Source organism: Halobacteriovorax sp. GFR8 (assembly GCF_050955245.1).
GTDB lineage: Bacteria > Bdellovibrionota > Bacteriovoracia > Bacteriovoracales > Bacteriovoracaceae > Halobacteriovorax_A.
Genome location: NZ_JBPBLR010000002.1, coordinates 275602 through 299793, shown reverse-complemented (window position 1 = coordinate 299793; position 24192 = coordinate 275602). Strand labels below are relative to the sequence as shown.

Here is a 24192-nt window from a genome sequence, read left to right as displayed (position 1 = left end):
AAATTCAAATCGTTTAAAATAACGTATGGTTGAAAAAAATCTTAACAAAATTCTAACATGTTCATTTATTCTCTTATCATTTTGCATATTTATCAATCCGGCAAAAGCTAAGGTAGAAGAACCAAATTACGATTTTACCTTCGATAAATTTAAGCCTTTTCATCCTGGACAAAAACTGTCAGATATAAAAAAAGAATACAAAGCAATTAGGCTTATTAATGATAAAAAACCAGTGGCAACATATGAAATTCAAATTCGCCACCAAAGTTATTTCTTTCCAGTTTTTATTCATGTTCGAGATGAAATCGTTTTAGATTTCTACGCAAGACTTCCTAATTATTTTCTTCACAATACTTTTCACCAGTCACTGATCAATCGCTATGGAAAGCAGGATAAGTTTATCAATAATGACGGCACATCGGTCTATATCTGGAACGATGAAGCCGGACTTGCCATAACATATTCAGGAGCATGTACAATTACATGCTTCCCGATATTTATTCATATGATAAAAAAAGATGATGTGAAAAATAAGGATTCTTTTCTCATTAAACTTTTAAAAAATTAACTTAACTCTTTTGCAATATCATTTACCGCAAACTTATAGCTCATAATATTCTTGGCAAGAGTGGCCACAGCTTGTCTTGTTGCCATTGGCATCCCATTGGCACCAAAATAGGCCGAATGAATTGCTAGAAATGCTTGTGCATCTTCAAATCTCATCCTTACTGGCCCTAACTTATGAAGGGCATCTTGCTTAATGAATATTTCAGATTTTCTTAGCTTATGAACTTCGCTCATCGTAAATATATTTTGATTGCGATAATCAATATAGATCACCTCACCTTTTACTTCGGCCATGCGACCTAAGATGATTCCTTGCTTTGTTTTACGGCCCCACAGGCCAATAATTCCCATTGGCGCCAGTGCCCAAGTTAGGAAGCGATTAATCACCACACGGCTCTCAAATTCTCTTTCTGTGTGACCTAGCTCAGGAAATGCTCCCATAAGCCACTCATTTGAAGCTAGAGATAGAACAATCATCGCCATATTCTTGTAGCGGTAGACATTGTAGCCTGACTTTTGAACGATAGATTCTTTCCCATACTTATCGTTATCAAAATTTGATCTGATTTGAGCAGCAACCATCGGTGTTGCCTCATCAATTGTCATGACCTTGGCAAATTGGTTTGACGCTAAATTTTGTTGGGCCAACTCACTTTCTTTTTCACCTAATTCGGTAAAATTCATGATTTGCAAAAATCCTGCGATCTCAGGATCGAACTCCGCGACGCGCAGTCTAATATAAACAGGCAATGCCTGCTCCTTAGCATATTGATAATATGTGTATTTTTCAGTACTTACAGATTGCATTAGAGCCTCCATTCAACTTAACTTTTCGGTATTTTCTCCGACAAAATAAGCTCGGAAGCATTTCGGCTTAGCGCTAGGCAAAAAATCCTCAAATAAAGGAGTGTAATTGCGTCTTAGTCCTTGACAACAGGCCCAATTATTAATAAAAATCCTAGTTTCATAAAGTTAATTTCAGTCCGAGGGAAAAAAGAGTTCGCGATATAATATAGCAACCCCCAAAGGCTGCCTTTCATTAGGAGAAAGTATGTACGGAGTAGTAGAGATCTCAGGTCACCAGTACAGAGTAGAAGCTGGTATGACTATTGATGTTCAGAAATTAGATCAAGAAGCTGGTTCAACAGTAGAATTCGATAAGGTTCTATTTGTTGGTGGTGAAAGCGCAAAAGTTGGTGCTCCAACTGTTGCAGGTGCTAAGGTTGTTGCTGAAGTAGTAAGACATGATCGTTCAAGAAAAGTTATCGTTTCTAAAAGAAAGCCAGGTAAGTACATCAAGAAGAACGGACACAGACAACACTTTACAACTTTAAAAATCAAAGAAGTTAAAGCTTAATTAATTATCAATTTTAGGAGTTAGATATGGCACACAAAAAAGCCGGTGGTTCAACAAGTAACGGTCGTGATTCAAACCCAAATATGTATGGTGTTAAGAAGTTTGGTGGTGAAGTAGTTGTTCCAGGAAACATCATTGTAAGACAAGCGGGATCTAAGTTCCACGCTGGTAAAAACGTAAAAGTTGGAAAAGACTTTACTCTATTCGCTACGAAAGAAGGTAAAGTACAATTTGGTTTCTATAACAAGAAGAAACAAATCGTTTCTGTTGTTGAAGCTTAATTAAAATTACCATTTTACGCTATTAATTAGTTGTAAATATTAAAGGGAGCCTATACATAGTGCTCCCTTTTTTTATATAAGACCTTATTATGAAATTTATCGATGAAGTTAAAATTACAGTAATTTCCGGAAACGGAGGAAACGGATGCGTAAGCTTTCGCCGCGAAAAGTATATCCCATTTGGTGGACCAGATGGTGGTGACGGTGGTGATGGTGGGAGCATCTACTTTGAAGCCGACGAAGGAATGAACACTCTAGTTAACTTCAGAGGGAAAAAGCACTACCGTGCCGAACACGGACAACAAGGTGGTGGCCGTCAGATGTGTGGAGCATTTGGCGATGACCTCACAATTAAAGTTCCTATTGGAACGATTGTTCGTAATGCAGAAACAAATCAAGTTATCGCGGATCTAACTGATCACGGTATGAGATTGATGGTTGCCCAAGGTGGACGTGGTGGCCTTGGAAATATCCACTTCAAAACTGCAACGAATCAAGCACCACGAAAAGCAACTGCTGGAAAAGAAGGTATTGAGCTTGAAGTAGAACTTGAACTTCGTCTACTTGCTGATATCGCATTAGTAGGACTACCAAATGCTGGTAAGTCGACTCTGATCTCTTCAATCTCTGCGGCAAGGCCAAAGATTGCAGATTATCCTTTTACAACTCTTGAGCCAAATCTTGGTGTTGTTACACTTGGTGAAGATGACTCATTTGTTGTTGCCGATATTCCAGGGCTAATTGAAGATGCTTCTGAAGGTAAAGGACTTGGAATTAAATTCCTTAAACATATTGAAAGAACAAAATCTCTTGTTCACTTAGTTGATGTTTCTTGGTGTCTTGATGAATACGAGGCATTTGAGCAATACGTAATTATTCGCCAAGAACTTGGTCGCTATAGTGAAGATCTTTTAAATAAGAAAGAGCTAATTTGTTTAACAAAAATTGATGCTATGACAGATGAAGAAATTAAGAAGTTTCAAGACTTCTTTGAAGCACAAGTTGATAGAAAGTGTCTTCCGATCTCTTCAGTATCTGGACTTAATATAGACTTACTTAAATCTTTAATGCTTAAAACGATAAAGGACTAACCAATGTCACAAAATGAATTTATCACAAAAAACGTAGATGAAATTGCAGATAATTCAAAACTAGAATTCCCTCTAAATATCGCAATGGCCAGTGCTTGGATTCTTGGAAACTTTAAAGGTATCAACCTTAAAGTTCTTGATATGAGAAAAACGACTGCTCTTGCTGATTACTTCATACTTGCTTCTGCAACAAACTCTTCAATGGCAAATGCTATGTCTGATGAGATTGCAAAACAAATGAAGAGAAAAGGACAAACAGTCATCTCTAAAGAAGGTCTACACCAACAGACAGACTGGATTCTAATTGACCTTGGTGACATTATTGTTCATATCTTTGATGAGTCAGCTCGTGAAGCTTACGACATTGATAACCTATGGTCAGTTCCAACAGTTGAAATTCCAAATGAGTACTACTACTCTTCTGATGATGCAGAAACTTCTGCAGACTCAGACAAAGGTTACTTCTAGTAATCTATGAAAGACAATCACGTTATTGTCATTGGGAAGTTAAAAGATAAGCATCTTATCGCGCTTGAAAATGAATACTTAAAGCGTATTAACTTCCCAAAACTTCATATCCACGAATGTAAAGGTCATCAAGAAAATATCGATCTTGAACTCAAAGAACTTCTAAATAAAGTCGAATCCATTAAAGCTAAATTTGGAAACCAACATATCGTTGCCATGACTGAGCATGGAAAAACTTGTGATAGTGAAAAACTGAGTAAGTTTATCTATGACGTTATTGAAACTCAGCAAAAAGGTGTTTGCTTCTTAATTGGTGGAGCGGCCGGCTTTCCAAAAGAATTTTTAAAGACAGTTGATTATCAACTCTCCCTATCTCCAATGACATTTCCACATAAAATTGCACGACTTGTTCTTATCGAACAAATTTACCGTGCACAGACGATCAAACAAGATCACCCTTATCATAAGAACTAAAAGAATTAATTTGAAACGCCAATGGCCTTTTTAATACGTCTTAAATTTTCTTGAGCAATTGGACGAACCTTTGCGGCACCTTCAGCTAGTATCTTATCAATTTGAGATTTATCTGCCATAAGTGCATCATATTTTTCACGAGCTTCTTTCATCTCACGATTTACAATTTCAAAAAGTTCAAGCTTTGCATGGCCCCATCCAATTCCTTCTTGGTAGCGTTTTGCTAAGGCATCTTGCTCTTCTTTTGTGGCAAAGAATTTATAGATATCAAAGATTAGAGAATCATCAGGGTTCTTTGGAGCCTCTGGTGGAGTTGAGTCTGTCGTGATTTTATTAATCATCTTCTTTAATTTCTTCTCAGGAACAAAACAAGGAATATGATTATTATACGACTTACTCATTTTACGGCCATCAAGACCTGGAAGTAACTTCACTTCTTCCTTACTAACAATAGCTTCAGGTAGAGTTAGAAGATCACCATATTTATGATTAAAGCTTGAAGCGATATCACGAGCAATCTCAATATGCTGAAGTTGATCCTCACCAACTGGAACATAGTTCGCATTCATAAAGAGAATATCTGCGGCCATAAGAACTGGATAAGAAAATAGGCCCATATTAATACCAAAGTCCTCATCACGATTCTCTTCAGCATTCTTATCTTTCTTAGCTTTATAAGCATGTGCGCGATTCATTAAACCCTTAGAAGCAAAACAAGAAATAATCCAGTTAAGTTCGGTGATCTCAGGAACATCACTTTGCTTGTAAAGAACTGCTTTTTCAGGGTCAAGCCCTGCCGCCAACCAAGTTGCGGCAACTTCGTAAATATCACTGCGAAGAGTTTCACCATCATGAACAGTAATTAGTGAGTGATAGTCTGCAATGAAAAAATAGCCTTCCATTTCAGAGTTCTTAACATTATCAATAGCTGGTTTGATCGCGCCAATATAGTTTCCTAAATGTGGCATTCCTGTCGGTTTAACACCCGTAAGACAAATTTTCTTTTTACTTGAGTCACTCATTCTAAAAGCCTAATTATAAAAGTTCACAGTCTTTTATAGCTAATATTTACACAAAAAAAAAGGGCCCACTTAAGGCCCTTTTCTAACAAAATATCTATTCTCTTAATTATCGTATTTTACTACTGAAGAAGATTCCATAAGCTCTGTTAATAGCTCAATTGAAAACTCCAATGCTTGATCACCATATGGAATTGATGAATTGCCTTGGCAAAATTTTGACTGTTTAACTAGTGAAGCACAAATTCTCATAACTTCAGCAGTCCCATCAAAAAAATCTGCTTCATCTTCAGTCGTCACAATATGTGCCATTAGCATATTAATTGTCTTAATCGCGCGAAGTTGTGCAGGCGTAAGCTCTGAAGTGTCGATATCAATCGTTAACTTACTATGATTTTGCATTTCCATCTTCTAAACTCCAAAAATTTTATTTTTAAACATCCCTCATACAGAGTTCATATCGGAGCGTCTTCTAGAAATTTTAGTAATTTATGTCTGACAAATTTAATTTGACATAAGACCTTTCTGATAATATATTGATTTTACTTTGTCGCGGGGTGGAGCAGTTGGTAGCTCGTCGGGCTCATAACCCGAAGGTCGTTGGTTCGAATCCAGCCCCCGCAACCAATTTCTTAAATAAAAAATTCCAGTCATTTACCATACTTACCGTCATTAAAATAAGGCGCTAACGCTTATATTTTAATTTTGCATGTTAAGCTCCTCAGCGTCATAAAGCTTCGCTTCATGAACGCAGGGACAACCCGCAACCAATTTCTTAAATAAAAAACCCCAATCATTTACCACACTTACCGTCATTAAAATAAGGCGCTGACGCTTATATTTTAACATCTTCAAAACTAAATAAAAATTCGTCATAACCGACAAACTTTTATATATAAATATTTAGTTATTATGAAAGATCGACTTAATACAATTCTTATTCACTTTACCAATGTCATGGCAATGCTCTCATTGATTAGCTATGCCTTTAGGCATCATCATTTTATTAATGATTCTGTTTTGTATTATTTTGTTCTACCGATATCAACCCTATACTTGGCCTTCTATTACTTTGACTTCAAAGGCCAACATCTTCTAAGAAACCTTTCAAGTCTCTTTCCATCTATTGCGATTACCTTAGTTCTCATTACTTCTTTCGGAGGAATTCATGCACCGGGAGTATTTTGGATCGCTGGTTTTCCGATCTTCTTTGCAATATTTTTTAGAAAGAAGGGCATGATTATTGGCATTATACTCATGCTTATTATTTACGCTATTTTTTACACATTTGAAGCTCAGATACTTTCGATGACAGTAGAAGTACCACAAGAACTATATATCGCGGAAAAGAGGATGAATGTAATTCACTTCTCAATAGTTATTACCCTCTTCTTTCTTTACTACACCTGGTTGGAACAAAGAACAAGAGATGAAATTGAGAATTCCAAGGAGCAGCTCGATACACTTTTACACGTCGTACTCCATGACCTCTCAAATCCGATTACAATTCTAAAACTTAAGCTTGCAAGTTTAAAAAGGCGTTTTCATATAAAGGAAGCTGAAACAAAACAAATAAAAGACGCTTTTGTAAAAATTGAAGAAATTATCCAAAATGTTAGAAGCTTCCAACTAAGCTCCGAACGCCTTCAAGAAGATAGAAAATTAATCAGTTCTGCTGAAGTTAGAACTTATCTAAGTCAGCAATTTAAAGAAATGAATAAGAAGCATCTAAAGTTAGTTTTTGATGACCAAGGAGGCTTTTATATAAAGTTTTCACCATCTATCCTAAAAGATCATATCTTAAGTAACCTCCTTTCAAATGCAATTAAGTTTAGTCATATTGAAGGAATCATTGAGGTCACATTTAAGGCCCAAGACGACACGGCCATATTATCCTTTCGTGATGAAGGAGTTGGGATACCAGAAGATATTATCGATGAAATCTTCGATTTTGATAAGAAGACGTCACGCCTTGGAACAATAGGAGAAACTGGTACAGGATATGGACTACCTATCGTTCGCTACTTCACCGAGTTATCAGGGGCGAAGGTATCGGTTCAATCACCTACAAGTACTGGAAATGGCACGGAATTTACTCTTAGCTTCCCATTAAAAAAACCATAAATAAATTTCACTTTGCTAGAATAAGATCACATTTTGCTCTAATGTGGCCCAGATGAAATTAAAATATAAACGTGAACTTCTTATTCAGCGCTACCTGATTATTTTCACACTGATTATGGTTTCTATAACAGTTTGTTATTACTACGTGGCATATCCAAAGGTACTCTTTCACAAGATCCCAAAAGAGTTCTTTTACACGTACACAACAAGTCAGGTCTTACTTTTCATCACGTCGTGTCTCTTAGGTAAACACAGACTGGCCAAGGCCATTTGTGTTCTTCCATCAGTCTTTATCATGATAATCATTGTTTTTACTTTTGGAGGAGTTAAGTCTCCAGGGATTCTCTGGATTACCGGTACACCAATTTTCTTTGGGGTCTTTTATAAGCGCTCTGGTCTGCTCTTTGGCGTACTTGTTATGATCTCAACGTTTGCATCTTTTTTTATGCTCGATCATACCATTAGCTCTCTCTCTTATCCTCTAACATCTATACAGTACTACACGCTTTTGAAATTTAATATTGTACAATTCTCGATTCTCACGACAATTTACTTTTTCTTCTACGTTTGGCTTGAGTCCACTTCGCGGCTTAAGTTAGCTCTTTCTAATAAGCAACTTGATACATTACTACATGTTGTCTTGCATGACCTTTCAAATCCTATAACAATTTTGAAGCTTAAGATTTCAAGCTTACTTAGAAAAAGTGTTATTGATGATTCTTCGTATTTACAAATTAATAACTCACTAAAAAAAGTACAAGAGATTATTTCTAATGTTAGAAGCTTTCAGTTGGACTCTGAAAGTCTTCTTACAGAAAAAAGTATGATTCATCCGCAATTAATCAAGGATTATTCTGAACAACACTTCAAGCTTTTAAATGATAAGAATCTTAAACTCCACTTTGATATTCATACAAGTAATGGTTTCTTTTGCGAACAGAAGATTTTCTTCGATCATATACTAAGTAACTTAATTTCAAACGCCATTAAGTTTAGTTATGATGGACAAGATATTCTCATTAAACTTTATGATAATGCTGGCCGTGTCTATATCGACATTATAGATAAAGGAATAGGAATACCTAAAGACATCATTGAGGGCCTCTTTCATTTTGAAAGAAAGACAAGTCGCCTTGGAACCAAAGGCGAAATAGGTACGGGTTACGGACTTCCTATCGTTAAATACTTCACCGACTTTTCAAATGGTAAAATCAAAGTCAGCTCAGACGTCAACATCGGAACCAGAGTGTCACTCTCATTTCAAGTCGCAAAGAATTAATGGATACTCTCATTTGGCAGCATTAGTAATTCGCTCCAAAAGCTTAAATGCTCTTTGGCCTTAGCATTCAAGCTAAAAGACTCTTGGCATATACTCTTGTAGCACTCAATCCATCCCTCACGTATCTTCTCAGCAATATCGACAGGTATAATATTGGCATCGAGGTAGGCCTTGTCTAAGTGTTTTAGCGAAGAGAAGTAAAAGACATCGTTTACACGCGAGCGTTGTTCTCGCGTGTAGTGAATGGCCACAACCACCTTCTGTGCAAATGAAACTCTAGGATCATAATCTCTCATAATTTACTCCAAATCTCTCAAGATTATTTCGGAGCAAAGTTAACAAATACTTAATTATGAACAGGTTATGCAGAAATTTTGTTGAATCGGTGAACAACACCATCAAAACGATCTTTGATCACTTTTAGGCGTAATTCATTCTTTTGTGGAAAACGGCCAATGCCCTTACCTAGTAAGTTAATTTCGGCCTGAACGAAGCGTTTCTTTAAGCTTGTTTTTCTAACTCCCTTAAGTTTGCCAAGGTAGTTAATATTTGATGAGGTCATATCACTCATCTTAAGGATAATGGATTTTTCAACAAGCTCTCTTTTCTCTTCGATTTCAGCAGCATCAAGATGATTCTCAATAATATCAAGTTGCATTGTTAAACGACGAAGCTCACGAGAAAGAGCATCTGTTGGTAAATTAGTTTTAATCACGTCTACACTCCATAAATTTAAGACAGATTCTTTATACACCAGAATTTGTTGCCAACGACTATGGAGTGAAATTAAGTATAGGGATGTTAGGAAATTAGACACAGGCTCTTTGAACCTGTGCCTATTATAAGAATAATTACATTTTTTCAATAAATTCAAGTACTTGAGATCCTGAGTTTACATCAGGAGCTCCACCTTGAGCAAAGTTAGGACGTCCACCACCACGGCCAGATACTGGCTCGAGAATCTTTTTAAGGAGGTCACCTGCCTTAACGTCTGAGTTAGACCATACAAATGACTTCATTCCCTTATCATCTTTAGAAAGAAGACACACAATTTGTACCTCTCCCTTATTAATTAAGTTATCACCTAATTCTTTTACGGCCTTAGCATCTGCTTCAAGAGTTGCAGCTAGCATTTTAAAGCCTTCATAGTCACGTTTAACTTCTTTCGTGAAGTTAGTTGAGCCACCTTTTGCGGCCTTCTCACTCGCTTCTTTAATCTTCTTTTTCATCTCTGCGCGAAGATCTTTAATACGAGCAGGTACATCTGAAGGTTTTGCACTTAACTCTTTTGCAGCAGCATTTAAAAGGGCCGATCTTTCTTGCATAACTCTTACAGCAGCAGTTCCTGTTACGGCCTCGATACGACGAATTCCTTTTGCAACAGAAGTCTCTGTTGTAATAACGAATAGTCCAATATCTCCAGTACGGCCAACGTGAGTTCCTCCACAAAGCTCAACACTATCTTTACCAAAAGCGATAACACGAACGTCGCTATCATACTTTTCACCAAATAGTGCCATTGCTCCACTATCAATTGCTTCTTCATAAGAGCAAAGTTTAGTCGTACGTGAGTCGTTTTGCATAATCCACTTATTAACAAGCGCTTCAACTTTGGCCAGCTCATCCGCAGACACAGCTTGTGGGTTTTGGAAGTCAAAACGTAAGCGCTCAGCAGTAACCATTGAACCTTTTTGGATTGCATGCTTTCCGATAACTTCGTGAAGAGCAGCATGTAGTAAATGTGTCGCCGAGTGATTTCTCATCGATGCCTTTCTATTTTCACCATCAACGATTAATTCTATTTTTTCACCTGTCTCAATTTCACCAGAAATAATCTTAGCGATATGAACATGTGTATTCTTCACTTTCATTGTATCGATAATCTGAAGTTCACCAGTTGAAGTTCTGGCAGCTCCAATATCTCCGGCCTGTCCACCTGACTCTCCATAGAATGGAGTTTCTTTTGTTGCAAAGTAAACTTCATCTTCTGTACGGTAGATCTTTAGAATTTCACTATCTGTTTCTAGCGAGTCATAACCAGTAAACTCAGTATCGGCAACTTCAATAAACTCAAGTTCAAGTCTTTCTTGGTCAGCACCAACTGAACTTTTACGAGAGATGACACGAGAAGCTTTTCTGTGAGCTTCATAGCACTCATTATATTCGATTTCCGCAAACTCAATATTCTTAGAAGCAAGCTCAGCTTTAATTACTTCTAAAGGAAGACCATGAGTTGTTACGAGTTCAAAGGCAACATGGCCAGGAAATAACTCTTTTGATTTTGAGTTTGTTGATAGCTCTTCTTCAATTTTCTTAAGTCCATTTTCAACAATTGGAACAAATTCATTAATCTCTTGTTCCATATTGTAGATAATTGCTTCACGAGCAGACTTAAGTTGAGGATAAAAGTCCCCAAGCATTTCAATTGTTTTTTGAATATGATTTTTAAAGTTTGGCTTAACACCTCTTGAAATACATGCGGCGACACACTTACGAATAAGACGACGAGGAATATATCCTTGTCCCTCATTTCCTGGCATTACACCTTCGGCAAGAATCATAATACTTGCACGCATATGATCAGAGATCATACGTTCTGTTTGAACATCAGTATTTTTTCCAAGAAGTTCTTTTGAAAGCTTCATTAGTGGTGCCAGAAGATCTGTTTCATAAACGGAGTCACAGCCATTCATCACCATTGCAAGTCTTTCAAGACCAGAACCAGTATCAACAGACTTAAGAGGTAGTGGTTCAAATGTACCATCTTTTTGCTTATTAAGTTCCATGAATACACCAGCATTCCAGATTTCGATATAGCGACTTACATCATCAAAGTGTCCACCTGGTTTGTATTCCGGACCATACTCTGCACCAGTATCATAGAATACTTCAGTACATGGCCCACATGGCCCATGATCACCTGCAGGTCCCCAGAAGTTATCTTCACCAAGAACAACAATATGGTCCTCAGGAACACCACACTTCTTCCATGCTTCAATTGATTCAGTGTCCGGCTTGATTCCTAAGTCTTCATTTCCACCGTAAACTGTAAAATAAAGTCTTTTCGGGTCAAAATTTAACTCGTGAACAAGAAGATCATAAGCAAGCTTACATGCTCTTTCTTTGTAATAATCACCGATTGACCAAGAACCTAGCATTTCAAAAATTGTTAAGTGGTGGCGATCACCAACATCATCAATATCTTTTGTACGAATACACGGTTGGTAGTTTGCTAACCTTGGAGACGGAGGAGTCTCCTTCCCAAGAAAGTAATTCTTTAATGGGGCCATCCCAGAGTTAATAAAAAGTAGTGTCGGATCGTTTTGAGGAACGATTGAAGATGCACTAATTTTTAAGTGATCCATCTTTTCAAAGTAATCTAGGAATCTCTCTCTAATCTCGCGAGATGATAATGGCTGCATATTTTCTTCCTTATAATTCAAAGCACAACTAAGTGCATCATATCTATTGTGTATAAGTCTTCAAAATATACTATAAAATCGTTGTTCCGACTACTTCTAGCGTTAAAAAATATGAGCTGAATTAGAATAAAAATGGTTATCAATACAGTTTAAAAAGCATATATTTAGAGGCATAAAAAGAACTAAGAACAAGAACAATTATGGACTGTAAAAATCGAACCGGAGATGATGTATGACGCAATTTTATACAGACATGGGAATTAACATGGAGCGACCAAATAATAAGATATTTGTAAACTCTGCAAGAAGTTTCTTAATCCAAGAAACAGTAGCTCGTGGCATTGGAAAACTAACAAAAGATGGTGCCCTAGTTGTTGAGACAGGAAAGCATACGGGGCGTAGTGCCAATGACCGTTATATCGTCCGCGATGAAACAACAGAAAATACTATCTGGTGGGAAAATAACTTTAAATCAATGACGCCAGAAACTTTTGCAAAGCTAAAGTCACATGTGACTAATTATCTAAATAAAGATCGTGATCTATTCATTACAGAAAGAAGTGTAGGAGCTGATGAAGTACACAACCTTGGAGCAAGGCTTGTTACAACAAATCCAAATCATGCACTTTTCTCAACTCACCTATTCCGTGAGAAAGTAAGAGACTTTAACGAAAATGACTTCACAATTCTTCACGCGCCAGAACTTCTTCTTGATCCGGCAGATTTTGATCTAAGGTCGGAGACAGCAGTCGTTACTTGTCTAAAGTCTAAGATTACTATCATTGCAGGAACACTTTACGCAGGTGAAATCAAAAAGAGTATGTTTGCAGCAATGAACTATCTTCTACCAGAGTCAAATATTATGCCAACACACTCAGGAGCATCTCGCCTAGATAATGGTGAAGTTTCAATCTTCTTTGGTCTATCAGGAACGGGTAAAACTACTCTATCAACTGATACAGGGACATTTCTAATTGGTGACGATGAGCATGGTATTAGTGAAGCGGGAACTTTCAACTTTGAAGGTGGCTGTTATGCTAAGACATATAAGCTTTCCAAAGAGGGTGAACCTGAAATCTATGAAGCATCAAATCGTTTTGGTGCACTTCTGGAAAATGTTGTTCTAGATGAGAGCACAGGTCGAGTTGATTTCTATGATAAGTCCCTATCTGAAAATGGCCGTGCTTCATATCCTCTAGAGTTTATTGATGAATTAGAAAAATCATCTCGTGGAGATATTCCAAAGCATGTTTTCTTCTTATCAGCTGATGCCTTTGGAGTTCTTCCTCCAGTAGCAAAGCTTACTAAAGAACAAGCAATGTTCTACTTTGTCCTAGGTTACACAGCGAAACTTGCTGGTACTGAAATTGGAGTTAAAGAGCCAACAGCTACTTTCTCTTCATGTTTCGGTGCACCTTTCATGCTTCGCCACCCAAGCGAGTATGCGAAACTACTTGGTGAATATATCGACAAGTTAGGATTTAACGTTTGGATGGTAAACACTGGTTGGACTGGTGGTGCTTATGGAACAGGCCAGCGCTTCCCACTTAATATTACAAGACAAATTATTCGCAATATTCAAGCAAATAATCTTCAAAATGTTGAAACTGAACAAGACCCTATCTTTGGTCTAAATATTCCTAAAGTTGTAGGAGAAATTCCAAGCACAATTTTAAATCCACAAAAATCGTGGGAAGATCAAGATGCTTATACAGCTAAGGCACAAGAGCTTGCAGTTAGCTTTCACAAGCAAATGAGCACATTCGGTAATTTCTATGAGGAAAATATCAATGGTGCTCCAACATTTGGAAAATAATGAGTTACGAGTATTTAAAAGCATTACATTTAATTAGTATCGTTTGTTGGTTTGCTGGACTTTTCTATATTGTTCGTCTTTTTATTTATCATACAGAGGCGCAAGATAAGAGTGATAGCGAACGAACTATTTTAAGTGCTCAATTTAAGATTATGTCTCGCAGGCTATGGTATGGAATTACCTGGCCTGCGTGTATTGCCACTATTATCTTCGGGGCCTCTTTAGTTTATACAACTTATTGGCCAATGAAAGGTCACTACTGGCTTCACCTCAAACTAACTTTAGTTTTACTACTGTTAGTATATCAATTTAAGTGTCATAAGATATTTAAGGCACTTCAATATGACAAATTTCCTCACTCTGCAAAATTCTTACGTGTTTGGAATGAAGTGGCGACGCTATTTCTTTTTGCTATTGTTTTCCTTGCAGTGATTAAAAGCTTAGAAGGAATCCTTTATGGAGTTGGTGGAATAATTGCCTTAGGAGTAGTTCTTATGGCCGCAATAAAATTTTATCGAAAAGTGAGAAAAGACTAATGAGCAAGATTGTTAAAGGTGGCCTATACCAGCACTACAAGGGCATGAATTATATCGTTCACGATATCGTACGCCACTCTGAAACTTTAGAAGAATTAGTTTACTACGAATGCCTTTATGAAAATGATCTTGGTAAGCTGTGGGTACGACCACTAGAAATGTTTATTGAGACAGTTGTTATCGATGGTATTGAAACACCTCGTTTTAAATATATCGGTGACCAAAAAGCAAACTCTCGATTATGAGACATATTAAACTTAAAAAGGTAAAGCATCTTTCATCTTGGCGTAAAGTGTCCATGAATACATGGAAAATGCCTGTTGATCCCTCGACATATGGACTCTTAAAATTTGATGCAACAAATTTTCAAGAATATACAAAAGAGAAAGGGATTACTCCTACTCACCTATTCACAAAGATTATTGCGCAAGTTTTTCACGAAAACCCACAGATAAACCGTATGATTAGAGGCTCAAATCTTTACCAAAGAGAGAGCGTCGATATCTTCTTACAAGTTTCAGTGGATCACAGCGGTCGTGACCTTTCAGGAACTGTTATCAGAGATGCCGATAGAAAGAGTGTTTTTGAGATAAAAAAAGAACTCATGGATAGTGCAAAGAATATAAGAAATGATAAGGATAAGTCTTTTAAGAAAGTGAAGAAAGTTGTCGCACTCATTCCAAACTTTCTGGCCAGACCAGCTCTTACTCTACTTGATATTGCTATGTATCGACTTAATTTCTATACGAGCCTCTTTAGTGTTAAGCGTGACCCATTTGGTTCATGCATGATTACGAGTGTAGGAAACTTTGGAGCTGAGTTTGCCTTTGCACCAATTCCAACAATCTCTCATGTCCCAATTGTTCTAAGTCTATTTAAGATCAAGGAAGAGGCCATCGTTGAAAATGGGGAAATTATCGCAAGACCTACCCTAACAGTTGGAGCAACTCTGGATCATCGAATTATTGATGGAGTTTATGCGAGCAAGATCATTGCAGGAATAAAGAAGTACGCAAAAAGCCCACAACTACTTTAAATTACAGCTGTTTTCTTTTTAAACAGGTTAGTAGATCTTTCAAAATTCAATATATTTTCCTTAATTCGCTCTAGAATATGAGCATGTATATAAAATCAATTCTCATATTTATCATGGCCACGAATGCCCTTGCGCTTCAGATTCCATTTTTAGATCGTGACTACGTTATTGATCAGTCAAGCGAAGACAGAGCAACATACAGCTATAAAAAAGATCAATATGGAAGACTCGAAAATACAAAATGGTTCGAGTTAACTTGGCACCTTTTACAAGATGACTACCAAACAAATTATAAAGCCTATATTAATGAATATAGAGGCACGACTTTTAATGAGGCCAAGATCAATTACTACTCTCAATTCAACTTTTCTAATGAGAAAAGACATCACCTTGTGGATGAATACCCACTTAAAGAGTGGGGGTTTTTAAATCATCCACCAATTAGGCAAAAGATCACTGACTTTTCTCTATTTTCTAAAGACTTCGATAAAATTGATTATAATGCGATAGAGCACCCTTATTTCACAACAAACTTTCAAGTCACAATGGATGAGGTATCCAAGTCTCAACTGAGTTTTGGAAATAAAGTAAGAGTTCTAGAAAACCATCACTCTTACCTGAAGAAATTAAAATTAATTCGAGGTGCAAAATCTGAAGTCCTAATGTCTTCACTTAGCTTTGTTTGTGACAGCTCTGTAAAGGTACTTATTGATGAACTGATAAATGCGCACCAACGTGGCGTCAAAGTATATGTTATGGAAGACAAGATGATGTCAAAGGCGCTAGGTCATAATGAATGTCCTAAGAAACTAAAAAAGAAAGGTGTGCAAATCATAAGAGCGAATGATTTTTGGAAGCATGAAGGACGAACCGTTTATCACCATAAGAAGCTTGTTGTGGATGGCAAGACTGCAATCATTGGTGGTCAAAATCAATTAAATGCAGACAATTTATCTCGTGACACGGATTTTAAAAATAAAGATATCGATGTCATTATCCAAGGGCCACTTGTAACTGATATCGCCATCGGTTTCTTAAAAGATTGGCAATATTTTAAAAAGAAGAATTCTCGCAAAGCTATTGCCGATCTCGGTAAAGAACTTAAATTTTACCAAGCAAGACAGAAATGGGAAACCAAGAACGAATTAAGGGGCCAGGCCCAATACGACAGAGTATTAAATAACAAAGAAACGCGAATGAATGGAGTTTGTCGCTTTATTCAACAATCTCCATATGAATATCAAACCAATATTGGTGACGCCTACCTATTGGCCCTTAATCATATTGATAAATACTTAGGAATTATGGACCCAATTCGATCTGATACTTATTACAGGTCAGTCTTTAAAGAGGCACCACTCATTGAAAAATTTGATACTTTTAAAATGTTCAACAAGCTTCATCACAAATTAAAAGATCTTCAAGAAAGAGGAATCTCATTAGATTTCATTACAACAGGCACAGATATGACAGGTAATGAAATTATCGATATTAAAAATGAAGAAATTAAGGATCTCATTTTAAATGAAGATATTAGCGATAAATCGCTCCGTAAGAGAATAAAGAAAAAGCTTAAGAGCATAAAGAAGTGGAATGACTATTTTGGAGAGGCCCATTTTGAAAACTTAATCAATGATTATTCAGAGTTTGAAAATACACGTGTATGGCTACACATTAGTTTTCTTCACTCAAAAGTTTTTTATTTTGATAGAATCCTATCAAGTATTGGTAGTTACAATTTTCAACACAATGCTACCGATCATTCATATGAAAACACCCTTTTTTGCTTAGACAAAGATCTTAATAGAGAGCTAGATGAAGTCTTTGTTAGAGATATGGCAAACTCGGTTCCACTAAAATTTAATAATTTAAAATAATTTCCGATGAGTAACCTAGAAAACTATTCTTAGGTGGTAATATGAGACTTAGTAATGTCTTAAAACTTTCATTAGTACTTATTTTTGCAGTCGCTACTCAAGCTTCAGAAATGAAGATAAAGCTTAGCAAAAGCTTCTTTCCTAAGAAAGAAATTACTATTGATGCCGACTCACCTGATCGAATCGTCGTTGAATACGATCTTATGTACTATATTAGTGACGGCTGTGCAGTTGATGTTGTCACCGCTTACAAACTTGGCGGTTGCCCTCGTAAAAAGTACAAGACTCTAAGAAAAGAAAGTAAGTATGTTATTGAACTTGAAAACTCAAGTGCGAGAAAGGGCAAAGGCCCTCAAACCATAAGGCTTTCAGTAAAACAAGAAAAGAAAGACTCTTATGATATTGTGCCAGTCATCACGATCCTAGATGGTAATGAAGATCAGATTAAAATTGAAGATCCTTGGTTTAGTGCAACGAAAGTTACTTTAGAATCACGTGATCGTGTCATTAACCAGTCGCAGTCCAACCAGAAAGGTGGTGGACATAAAGGCCAATCAGGCCAAAAAAGCAATAAAGTGAAATCTCACAACCAATAGAGATTTTAAACACTTAGGAAAGAACACATTTACTCAAGTATTTCCGCTATCTCTCCGATAAGAATAAAGTAATGAGAGAAAGGGAATTATCGTAATGACTTATTCAAAGAAAAAGATTTTAAAACTATGTGGACTCATAGCTCCACTACTCTTCTCAACACCTTTGCTTGCAAACGACGACAAGATCGTGGAACAAATTATTGAAGGTCATGAGTTCTATGAAGCGAGTATTCATGGTTCAAAAATTAATATTCTAGAGTCAGATGCCTACAAAAATGCGTTTACAACACATTTAAAAGCAAGGCTTACAGAAGTTATTATGGAAAAGGCCGATCCTCTTTTACAAGAAGAAAAGATATTAGTAGATAAGATTGCCAAAGGAGATACATCCACAACTACTCGAGACTCTCTAAGAGATGTCCGTGCAAAGTTAGATGTATATCGCGACAGAGAGGAAGTAAGAAAGCTCTACCATGCAGTCAAAGAAGAGGAAGTGAATAAAGAGAGTAATTACTGCTACGATAATTCACAAACGACTCTTAGGATTGTTTCAGCTGGCGAAATGACAGTTCGTTGTATTCAAAATGAAAGTGCTCGCAACATTGTAAAGGTGGCCATATCAAATCCACTAGACCGTAGTGCAGTTGAGGTTAAAACAACTTCGGCCGCTAAGCCTGAACCAGTTGAGGAGCAAGCTACAGAAATTGAGAGAAGGTATTACTTCTGTTACGAAAGAACAAAGAATATCTTAGCAAAAGAGAGTAATTGTCGACCAAAGAGATTAAAACTTTCTAAAGAAGAACTTGAAAGAGTTGGACGTAGTAATTGCTATCCAATCGATCAAAGCTATAACTATGATCCTAAAGACGGCTTCACTCCAACCGCAAAGCTTTACGGAAAATGTCGTGATGAGATCTGTACAAATCAAAGCGAACAAATTGATTTTGGAAAATTTGAGTTGATCTCTTTTTCACAAAAAGACCCTAAGCAATGTATAAATGATAACTCAAAGTCTCGAGTGTGTGCTCAAACTTATAAGTGTAAGAATCAAACTTATCAAATCACGTGTGAGTTCAACGATGAGGAGACTATTGACGATAACCCATGTCACGTAAAAACAATTCTTAACTCAACTATTGAGAACAAGTGTAGTGTCATTGAACTTGGAACGGAGGTATAAGATGAAGTTTTTAATTTCTGTTCTATTTTCAATTACTTCAATTTTTAATACGTACGCATTTACGGTTCCGACTGTATACAACACAGGAAAATTAATTAATGTTACGAAGGAACACTATTTAATTCAAACGAAGTCGAAGAAATACATCAAGGTTAAACCGTTTTTAAAGAACCCAAAAATTGGTATTCAGGTAACCTACCCAATTTCAACAACAGATGTTGCTGTTTCTGATAATTATATTTATCAGCAAGCTTTAACGATGCTCCCACAAAGTGAATATACTTCAGATATTATCGAAGCTTATCTGAAAACTCTTGCCGAAGTATCGCGCAATGGACTTTATAAAGTTGAAAGTACAAATGGTGGCAGGTATTCGTTTAATTTTGTCATGGATATGCTAATCCCTACCGCCTGTGCAGAGGGACAAGACTGTAATAATATGTGCTACTTTGGTGGATGGGCATCCACAAGAAAAGGGAGCTATTGCCAAGCTCCTTGGAAGGTTTCTGGACTAGATAAAGTAAAGAGTGTCGACTCTGAAGTATATACGAATAACTATAGCTGCGGTGGAAAGAACCTTTTCCGTTGTAACCCGAAAATTTTTGGAGCCTACGACTCTAGTCTAGATCCGGTACAATTTGTTGCAACAAGAAACTCAAAAAGAAATAGTGAAGCTGGTATTTGTATTAAGGTCTCACCTTCTTATGCTTATGCAACAGCTCAGTGTCTTGAGGCTTCTGCCAAAGTTCCTAACTTTAAAGAATCTTTAAAAGAGCGCTATAATAATAACAAAGAAACATTTGAAAAGATTATTGATAATGTGAATTGTTTTTGTGAATCAAAGAGTACGCCTAAAAAGGCCTTTAGTTGTAACGCTCTTAAAGAGAGACTTGCAACAATTTTTGAAAAACCAGAAATACCGGCAGCCCCAGTTGTTCAAGAACCAGTTGAAGAAGAACCGGTCCCTCAGGTCGAAGAAAAAGAACCAGTGGCGATTCCGGAATCAATTCCACGAGAAGCAGATGGTGGCGACGAGGAGAAATTTGTTCCTGAGCAAGTTGAAATAGAGCAAGAAGAAGAACTTCTTCCAGATGACTTAATCTATTACAACTGTAACTTTGATACGAATGAGAAGTTATTTGAAGGAAAGAATGCCAATTGTTCAAATAAGGGAGTATGTCTTAAGAAACTAATTTGTGAAGCACACTCTGAAAAGCAAAAGAAGTTTGATATCAAGTCAAAACTTCTGGCCTACTGCCCTTGTGATGAGAACGATGCCACAGAATGTGCTAATGCCAAGGCAGATAAAGCAATTCGAACAGGCCCTTCTGATTCTTCGAAGTCGAGTTCAGCACAAGAACAATAATTACAACAACTCTAATAACTCATCGATTTTTGCATTAACTAGTTCAAGCTCATGGCCTGCGCTAGTTATTGCATCGGTGTCTCCGGCCGCTGAAGCATTCTGTATCTTTTCTTCTAATACAGACTGATACTTTTCTAAAGTCTCGATCTGCGCCATGATCTCTTCTTCTTTGTATTTATTTCCAGATACCTTAGCCTCTTCCTTCTTAACTGGTTCCACTTTTACAGGCGCAGGCTTATCTTTTACTGGTTTAGCATCTTCTTCCCAGCCAATTTTCTCAAGAAATTCGTCATACGTTCCCTCAAAAAACTCGGCGCCATCTTTTCTAAAGATCACAAGCTTATTAACACAAGACCTTAGAAGATCTTCGTTGTGTGTAACAATGAGGCAGGCCCCTTCATAGTCGTTTATGGCCTCACCAAGAGACTCAATGCTCTCCATATCTAAGTGGTTTGTCGGCTCATCGAGGAAGAGTAAGTTCGTTTTCTTCGCCAGAATCTTTCCAAGCATAACTCTTGCCTTCTCACCACCTGACAGCACAGAGATTCTTTTATCAGAATCTTCACCAGTAAAGAGCATTGTCCCAGCAATGGCCTTTACTCTTGTAATAGGAAGTTCTGTATTTACCTCTTGAATCTCTTGAGCAATTGTATTTTCAGCGTGAAGGCGTTTCACATTAGTCTGACCAAAGTGACCAAGAGCAAGACTTGGGTGCTCCCAAATTTCTCCAGTCCCTTGCTTAAGTTCATGGGAGAGAACATTGAGGAGTGTCGACTTCCCCTTTCCATTTTTTCCAATAATCCCAATTCGATCCTCGCGGTCGACTTCAAAGCTTACACCTGAAAATAAGTCTTCATCATCATATCCAAAGCTTAGATCATGAACTTTCATAATCTGTTTTCCCGGACAAGGAGTATGATTAAATGAGAAGTCTAAGTCAGCAATCTTTTCAAGTTGCTTCATATCCTGCATTTTTTCAATCGCCTTAAGTCGCGACTGAGCTTGTGATGCACCCCTAGCACTTACGCGGTACTTGTCCACGTAATCCATCATATGCTTTATTTTCTTTTCCTGATTCACACGAGTTTGTTCATAAATAATCTCATCTTGCTCAAGTTGTTCGTAGTACTTCTTTGTCGGCCCTTTTATTTTTCTAAGCTTTCCACGATGAACACCCATGGTATGAGTTGTCACCGAGTCCATAAAGGAGCGATCGTGAGTAATAATAATCACTTCACCTTGGAATGTTCTTAGAAATGAACGAAGCCACTGAAGTGAGACAATATCAAGATAATTTGTTGGCTCATCTAATAATAGGCAGTTTGGCTCAGTTAAAAGAGTTTTGACGAGATTAATTCGAATCTGATATCCACCAGAAAAACTTTGAGGGCTTTTTAAAAAATCTTCATCAGAAAAGCCTAGTCCAGTTAAGAGTTTTTCCGCACGATAGGTCTCATACTCAAATTCAGGCCCAAGTGCCGACATACATTCAGCAAGTACAGTCTCATGTGTGAAGTGGATATGTTGATCTAAAGTACCGATTTTATAAGACTTTGGTATCTTCACCTGACCACTATCATAGGACTCAACACCAGTAATGACCTTAAACAAAGTCGATTTACCAGTTCCGTTACGTCCGACTAGGCCTATTCTTTCACCCGTATTGAGGGAGAACGTCACTTCTTCAAAAAGCGTTCGGCCACCAAAAGATTTAGTTACATTTACAAGCTGAATCATATATATTGTGTAGCAAATAAATTCATTAATAGAAAGCAGATAAGACAGACAAGAAAGGGGCACAATGAGTCAATTCGAGAAACTAAAAAACATCGCAGTAGTTGCGCACGTTGACCACGGTAAAACAACCATGGTTGATGAAATCCTAAAGCAATCAAATACTTTTGACGAACGCGCTGAAGTTGAAGAGAGAGTAATGGACTCTGGCGAGATCGAAAAAGAACGCGGGATTACAATTACAGCTAAAAACTGTTCTTTCTTTTACAAAGACACAAAGATTAACCTACTTGATACTCCAGGCCACGCGGACTTTGGTGGAGAAGTAGAAAGATCACTAATGATGGTTGATGGTGTACTACTTTTAGTAGACGCATCAGAAGGTCCTCTTCCGCAAACTCGTTTTGTACTTAGAAAAGCACTTTCACGTGGACTTAAGGTTGCCGTTATTATCAACAAGGTTGACCGTCCAGACCAAAGAATTGACGAAGTAAAAGGTGAATGTGAAGACCTACTTCTTGAAATTGCGACAGAACTTGAAGTTGAAGATTTCGATATTGATATCCCTTTCATCTATGCTTCAGCTAAGAATGGTTGGGCCGCAATGGAGCCAGGTGTAGTTAGAGATGACATGATTCCAGTACTAGACTTTATGGTATCTGATTACTTCCCTGAGCCAGAAAGAGACGTTGAATCTCCACTACAACTTCTAGTATCGAACCTTACATACTCAAAATTCCTAGGACAGCAGTTTGTAGGTCGTATCCACAAAGGTACAATTGTTAAAAACCAACAATTCACTTGTATCGGTGATGGTAAAACTAAGAACTTTAAAGTTTCAAATATTCAAACTTACTCAGGTCTACAAACAGTTGAGGTTAATGAAGCCCATGCTGGTGAGATCGTAATTTGTGCAGGTATTGAAGAGGTTCATATTGGAGATACAATCACACCAACAACAGCTCAAAATCCTCTAGAGAGAATTGAAGTTGAGCCACCAACTGTTGCTGTAAACGTTTCCGTTTCAACATCTCCAATGAGTGGGCAAGAAGGTGAATACCTAACTTCTAGAAAGTTAGAAGAATTTTTACAAGATGCTTGTCGTTTAAACGTTGCTCTTCAGTACGAAGGTACTGACGATGCTAAAGTATATAAACTTAAAGGACGTGGTGAACTTCAAATCGCTATCGTATTCGAAGAACTAAGACGTAAAGGGTTTGAGCTTATGGTTTCAAGACCAGAAGTTCTTTTCCAAGAAATTGATGGTCAAAAGCATGAGCCATACGAACTAGCTGTTCTTGATGTTCCTGAAGATTTCACAGGAGTTGTTACAGAGAAGCTTTCAATCAGAAAAGGGATCATGTCTTCAATGATGCCAATTGGTGAAGGGCGTACAAGAGTTGAGTTTGAAATTCCATCACGTGGTCTAATTGGATACCGTGGTGCTTTCATGACTGACACTCGTGGTGAAGGAATCCTTTCGACAGAATTCCTAGGTTACCGTCCATATGCTGGTGACATGCTTGCTCGTCAAAATGGAGCAATCATCTCAGACAGAACAGGTAAAGTTACAGGTTATGCTCTATTCAACCTTCTAAACAACGGTGAATTCTTTGTTGAGCCAGGTGATATGGTTTATGAAGGAATGGTAGTAGGTGAAAGTAAAAAAGAAAACGACGCGAACGTTAACGTTTGTCGTGGTAAACAACTTACTTCTGTAAGAACTGCTGGTAAAGATGAAAACATTATCCTTCCTCCTGTTAGACCAAGAACTCTTGAGTGGGCACTAGACTGGATTGATAATGATGAGTGGGTTGAAGTAACTCCACAAAATATTCGTATCAGAAAGAAAGAGCTTGCTGCTAATAAACGTTCAGTAGTTAGAAAAGAAAAAAAGAGTAAAGATTAGGCAAAATTGTCGGCATTAAATATTTTTTAAGCTACGAATATAGGCCCCTAGAGAGAAACT

The 24192-nt window shown here is 37.3% G+C and carries 24 protein-coding genes and 1 tRNA gene; 18 read left to right on the top strand and 7 right to left on the bottom strand.

What is annotated here, in order from left to right; all coding sequences use genetic code 11:
* The first annotated feature begins 25 nt into the window (after positions 1-25).
* Positions 26-568: a hypothetical protein gene (locus ACRXC1_RS01990; protein ID WP_393061473.1), complete on the top strand. Its 543-nt coding sequence runs from the start codon at positions 26-28 to the stop codon at positions 566-568.
* Here the strand turns inward: ACRXC1_RS01990 and ACRXC1_RS01985 are convergent.
* Entirely contained in the window at positions 565-1374 is an 810-nt protein-coding gene (locus ACRXC1_RS01985) for a hypothetical protein (protein WP_433656093.1), read from the bottom strand. The genes ACRXC1_RS01990 and ACRXC1_RS01985 overlap by 4 nt on opposite strands.
* A gap of 244 nt (positions 1375-1618) precedes the next feature.
* Here ACRXC1_RS01985 and rplU point away from each other — a divergent pair, with 244 nt between their 5' ends.
* The 5 genes from rplU to ACRXC1_RS01960 all read left to right on the top strand — a co-directional run bounded on the left by rplU (position 1619) and on the right by ACRXC1_RS01960 (position 4238).
* Positions 1619-1924, top strand: a complete 306-nt coding sequence (gene rplU / locus ACRXC1_RS01980) for a 50S ribosomal protein L21 (RefSeq protein ID WP_021266313.1) — start codon at positions 1619-1621, stop codon at positions 1922-1924.
* A gap of 26 nt (positions 1925-1950) precedes the next feature.
* On the top strand, positions 1951-2205 hold the full coding sequence (gene rpmA, locus ACRXC1_RS01975) for a 50S ribosomal protein L27 (RefSeq protein ID WP_392910076.1): 255 nt from the start codon (positions 1951-1953) through the stop codon (positions 2203-2205).
* Positions 2206-2294: 89 nt separating this feature from the next.
* The gene (gene obgE, locus ACRXC1_RS01970; RefSeq protein ID WP_392910074.1) at positions 2295-3296 is read left to right on the top strand and encodes a GTPase ObgE; all 1002 of its coding nucleotides are present in this window, start codon (positions 2295-2297) and stop codon (positions 3294-3296) included.
* A 3-nt stretch (positions 3297-3299) separates the two neighbouring features.
* Positions 3300-3764 carry a ribosome silencing factor gene (rsfS, locus tag ACRXC1_RS01965; RefSeq protein ID WP_392910072.1) on the top strand — a complete coding sequence of 155 codons (465 nt, stop codon included), beginning with the start codon at positions 3300-3302 and terminating at the stop codon, positions 3762-3764.
* A 6-nt stretch (positions 3765-3770) separates the two neighbouring features.
* Positions 3771-4238, top strand: coding sequence for a 23S rRNA (pseudouridine(1915)-N(3))-methyltransferase RlmH (locus tag ACRXC1_RS01960; RefSeq protein ID WP_393061469.1), 468 nt, complete (start codon positions 3771-3773; stop codon positions 4236-4238).
* A 5-nt stretch (positions 4239-4243) separates the two neighbouring features.
* On the opposite strand, the gene ACRXC1_RS01955 is transcribed toward ACRXC1_RS01960, so the two are convergent.
* Positions 4244-5260 carry a tryptophan--tRNA ligase gene (locus ACRXC1_RS01955; RefSeq protein ID WP_433656089.1) on the bottom strand — a complete coding sequence of 339 codons (1017 nt, stop codon included), beginning with the start codon at positions 5258-5260 and terminating at the stop codon, positions 4244-4246.
* Between the two features lie 102 nt (positions 5261-5362).
* Positions 5363-5659, bottom strand: coding sequence for a hypothetical protein (locus tag ACRXC1_RS01950; RefSeq protein ID WP_392910066.1), 297 nt, complete (start codon positions 5657-5659; stop codon positions 5363-5365).
* Positions 5660-5808: 149 nt separating this feature from the next.
* Between ACRXC1_RS01950 and ACRXC1_RS01945 the strand changes: the two genes are divergently transcribed.
* The 3 genes from ACRXC1_RS01945 (at position 5809) to ACRXC1_RS01935 (ending at position 8660) form a co-directional block, all read left to right on the top strand.
* Positions 5809-5884: transfer RNA gene (locus ACRXC1_RS01945), tRNA-Met, on the top strand.
* 285 nt (positions 5885-6169) lie between these two features.
* Entirely contained in the window at positions 6170-7381 is a 1212-nt protein-coding gene (locus ACRXC1_RS01940) for a sensor histidine kinase (RefSeq protein WP_433656087.1), read from the top strand.
* Positions 7382-7433: 52 nt separating this feature from the next.
* Positions 7434-8660: a sensor histidine kinase gene (locus tag ACRXC1_RS01935; RefSeq protein WP_433656085.1), complete on the top strand. Its 1227-nt coding sequence runs from the start codon at positions 7434-7436 to the stop codon at positions 8658-8660.
* On the opposite strand, the gene ACRXC1_RS01930 is transcribed toward ACRXC1_RS01935, so the two are convergent.
* The 3 genes from ACRXC1_RS01930 to alaS all read right to left on the bottom strand — a co-directional run bounded on the left by ACRXC1_RS01930 (position 8657) and on the right by alaS (position 12082).
* A complete protein-coding gene (locus ACRXC1_RS01930) occupies positions 8657-8956 on the bottom strand; it encodes a hypothetical protein (protein ID WP_433656083.1) in 300 nt (99 codons plus the stop codon). The genes ACRXC1_RS01935 and ACRXC1_RS01930 overlap by 4 nt on opposite strands.
* 65 nt (positions 8957-9021) lie before the next feature.
* Positions 9022-9375 (bottom strand): hypothetical protein, encoded by a 354-nt coding sequence (locus ACRXC1_RS01925; protein WP_433656081.1) that lies wholly within the window; start codon positions 9373-9375, stop codon positions 9022-9024.
* 136 nt (positions 9376-9511) lie between these two features.
* On the bottom strand, positions 9512-12082 hold the full coding sequence (gene alaS, locus ACRXC1_RS01920; protein ID WP_433656079.1) for an alanine--tRNA ligase: 2571 nt from the start codon (positions 12080-12082) through the stop codon (positions 9512-9514).
* Positions 12083-12314: 232 nt separating this feature from the next.
* Here alaS and ACRXC1_RS01915 point away from each other — a divergent pair, with 232 nt between their 5' ends.
* From ACRXC1_RS01915 to ACRXC1_RS01880, 8 genes are all read left to right on the top strand, one after another.
* Positions 12315-13898, top strand: coding sequence for a phosphoenolpyruvate carboxykinase (ATP) (locus ACRXC1_RS01915; RefSeq protein WP_433656077.1), 1584 nt, complete (start codon positions 12315-12317; stop codon positions 13896-13898).
* Positions 13898-14434, top strand: a complete 537-nt coding sequence (locus ACRXC1_RS01910) for a CopD family protein (RefSeq protein WP_433656075.1) — start codon at positions 13898-13900, stop codon at positions 14432-14434. Before ACRXC1_RS01915 ends, ACRXC1_RS01910 begins: the two co-directional genes overlap by 1 nt.
* Positions 14434-14679: a DUF1653 domain-containing protein gene (locus ACRXC1_RS01905; protein WP_392910051.1), complete on the top strand. Its 246-nt coding sequence runs from the start codon at positions 14434-14436 to the stop codon at positions 14677-14679. Before ACRXC1_RS01910 ends, ACRXC1_RS01905 begins: the two co-directional genes overlap by 1 nt.
* A complete protein-coding gene (locus tag ACRXC1_RS01900; protein ID WP_433656073.1) occupies positions 14676-15470 on the top strand; it encodes a 2-oxo acid dehydrogenase subunit E2 in 795 nt (264 codons plus the stop codon). The genes ACRXC1_RS01905 and ACRXC1_RS01900 overlap by 4 nt, the downstream gene beginning before the upstream one ends.
* A gap of 83 nt (positions 15471-15553) precedes the next feature.
* The gene (locus tag ACRXC1_RS01895; RefSeq protein WP_433656071.1) at positions 15554-17347 is read left to right on the top strand and encodes a phospholipase D-like domain-containing protein; all 1794 of its coding nucleotides are present in this window, start codon (positions 15554-15556) and stop codon (positions 17345-17347) included.
* Between the two features lie 41 nt (positions 17348-17388).
* A complete protein-coding gene (locus ACRXC1_RS01890) occupies positions 17389-17943 on the top strand; it encodes a hypothetical protein (protein WP_433656069.1) in 555 nt (184 codons plus the stop codon).
* Positions 17944-18037: 94 nt separating this feature from the next.
* Positions 18038-19123, top strand: coding sequence for a hypothetical protein (locus ACRXC1_RS01885; protein ID WP_433656067.1), 1086 nt, complete (start codon positions 18038-18040; stop codon positions 19121-19123).
* Between the two features lies 1 nt (position 19124).
* Positions 19125-20489: a hypothetical protein gene (locus ACRXC1_RS01880; protein WP_433656065.1), complete on the top strand. Its 1365-nt coding sequence runs from the start codon at positions 19125-19127 to the stop codon at positions 20487-20489.
* Here the strand turns inward: ACRXC1_RS01880 and ACRXC1_RS01875 are convergent, their stop codons facing one another.
* The gene (locus ACRXC1_RS01875) at positions 20490-22226 is read right to left on the bottom strand and encodes an ABC-F family ATP-binding cassette domain-containing protein (RefSeq protein WP_433656063.1); all 1737 of its coding nucleotides are present in this window, start codon (positions 22224-22226) and stop codon (positions 20490-20492) included.
* Positions 22227-22290: 64 nt separating this feature from the next.
* Here ACRXC1_RS01875 and typA point away from each other — a divergent pair, with 64 nt between their 5' ends.
* Positions 22291-24132, top strand: a complete 1842-nt coding sequence (gene typA, locus ACRXC1_RS01870; RefSeq protein ID WP_392910037.1) for a translational GTPase TypA — start codon at positions 22291-22293, stop codon at positions 24130-24132.
* The last annotated feature ends 60 nt before the right edge of the window (positions 24133-24192 follow it).